The following is a 1909-nucleotide window of genomic DNA, read 5'->3' on the forward strand; positions in this document are numbered from 1 at the left end:
CAAGGAACGGACGCTTCCTTCGTACTCACCCTCAGCAACACTGGCTGGGGCTTTCCTCCGGGCTTTCGTTCTGCTGTCTTGCGTTTCCGACTCTACCAGATCATTTCCGCGTCGTTTCCGACTTGGATTTGAATTCGGTGACCGTTGGAGGGTCTGTGCCTTTCGGCGCTCCGCTACGTTAGCGCTTATCCCTTGCCATTCATAATCGAGCGGCCGGCGGAGGAATTCGGGCATGCCGAATAGAACCCCGCCAGGGGTAAGTCGTAGGTAGTGGGTTGGCCGCTCCGGGGGTCTGCCGATGGCAGTGCCCCGTTCAAGCGGCTCGGGCTACGTTAGGCGTCCGGCAAGGCCGAGTCAAGTTGAACGGCGGCGTGGCGCATGGGCTCGGTACGGGCTCACCGTCGGGTCGTGGGTGATCCAGAAGCGGTACGGATGGGTGGCGCCGGCGCCGGCCACTCCGGTGCGTGGGCCGCTGCTCACCAGGTCGGGCGTGGTGGGGGTGCCCGCGAGGAGGGACAGAGGGGAATCGGGGCCGCCGCAGAGGTCGGTGCCGTCGAGGGAGCGGTCCACGTCCAGGGCGGTGGCCAGCCGGGCCGGGCCTTTGGCCAGTTCTCTCGGGTATCTGGCGGAAACTCGGCGTTTGGCTGCCAGGTCTGCGCCCACCGTGATCTCACCCGCGCGCAGCAGGACACCGCTCGCGTGGCCGGGTGGACCGCACACCAGGTTGAGGCTGAACCACATGCCGTAGATGAAGTAGACGTACGCGTGTCCGGGCGGACCGAACATCGATGCGTTGCGGGCCGTGCGGCCGCGGTAGGCGTGGGAGCCCGGGTCCGACTCGCCCTCGTACGCCTCCACCTCCGTGATGCGCAGTTCGATGGGGCCGTCCGGGCTACGGCGGACCAGGGTGCGGCCCAGCAGGTCAGGGGCCACGGTGAGGACCGGGCGGTCGAAGAAGGACCGGGGAAGGGGCGTACGGTCGGGGCGCGCGCTCATCCGGTCGAGCGTAGTGGAACGCGTACACCTGCAACCGGGGCCTAAGGTTCCGCGTTGGTAAGGGGTAGTCGCACAAGCCTTCAAGGGGAGTCAGAGCATGGGGTTCAGGAAGCTGTTCGCGAGCCTGGGTGCCGGTGGTGCCTCGGTGGACACGGTCATCACCGAGCCGAACGTCGTGCCGGGCGGAATCGTCCAGGGCGAGGTCCGGATCCAGGGTGGATCCGTGGAGCAGCAGATCGAGGGGCTGTCCGTCGGTCTGCAGGCGCGGGTCGAGGTCGAGGGCGGTGACCAGGAGTACAAGCAGGATGTGGTCTTCACCAAGCAGCAGCTCGGCAGCGCCTTCCAGGTGCAGCCCGGAGCGCTGCACGTGGTGCCCTTCGGCCTGGAGATCCCGTGGGAGACGCCGATCACCCACTTCGGGGGTCAGCACCTGCACGGGATGAACATCGGGGTCAGCACCGAGCTGGAGATCGCGCGCGCGGTGGACGCGGGCGACCTCGACCCGATCAACGTGCACCCGGTGCCGGCGCAGCAGGCGATCCTCGACGCGTTCCGGCAGCTCGGCTTCTCCTTCCGCAGCGCGGACATGGAGCGCGGGCACATCCGCGGGACGCGGCAGACGTTGCCCTTCTACCAGGAGATCGAGTTCCTGCCGCCGTCCCAGTACCGGGGGCTGAACCAGGTCGAGCTGACCTTCGTCTCGGACGGCCGGGAGATGGACGTCGTCCTGGAGATGGACAAGAAGCCGGGTCTGTTCAGCGAGGGCAGTGACACCTACCGCTGCTTCCAGGTGGGGCTGCAGTCGTACCAGGGCACGGACTGGGTGGCGTACCTGAACCAGTGGATCGCATCGGTGGGCTCGCAGCGGAACTGGTTCTGATCCGTTCCGGTGTGCGGAGGGGCTGGGTCGCTG

2 protein-coding genes are annotated in these 1909 nt (G+C 67.2%); one reads left to right on the forward strand and one right to left on the reverse strand.

The genetic code is table 11. From position 1 onward, the window contains the following. Window positions 1–354: 354 nt before the first annotated feature. Window positions 355–996: a DNA-3-methyladenine glycosylase gene (locus ACFV9H_RS41410; RefSeq protein WP_385409174.1), complete on the reverse strand. Its 642-nt coding sequence runs from the start codon at window positions 994–996 to the stop codon at window positions 355–357. Window positions 997–1093: 97 nt separating this feature from the next. Between ACFV9H_RS41410 and ACFV9H_RS41415 the strand changes: the two genes are divergently transcribed. Next, on the forward strand, window positions 1094–1876 hold the full coding sequence (locus tag ACFV9H_RS41415; protein ID WP_385409176.1) for a sporulation protein: 783 nt from the start codon (window positions 1094–1096) through the stop codon (window positions 1874–1876). Window positions 1877–1909 lie beyond the last annotated feature (33 nt).

The organism is Streptomyces sp. NPDC059874 (assembly GCF_042731135.1).
Lineage (GTDB): Bacteria > Actinomycetota > Actinomycetes > Streptomycetales > Streptomycetaceae > Streptomyces.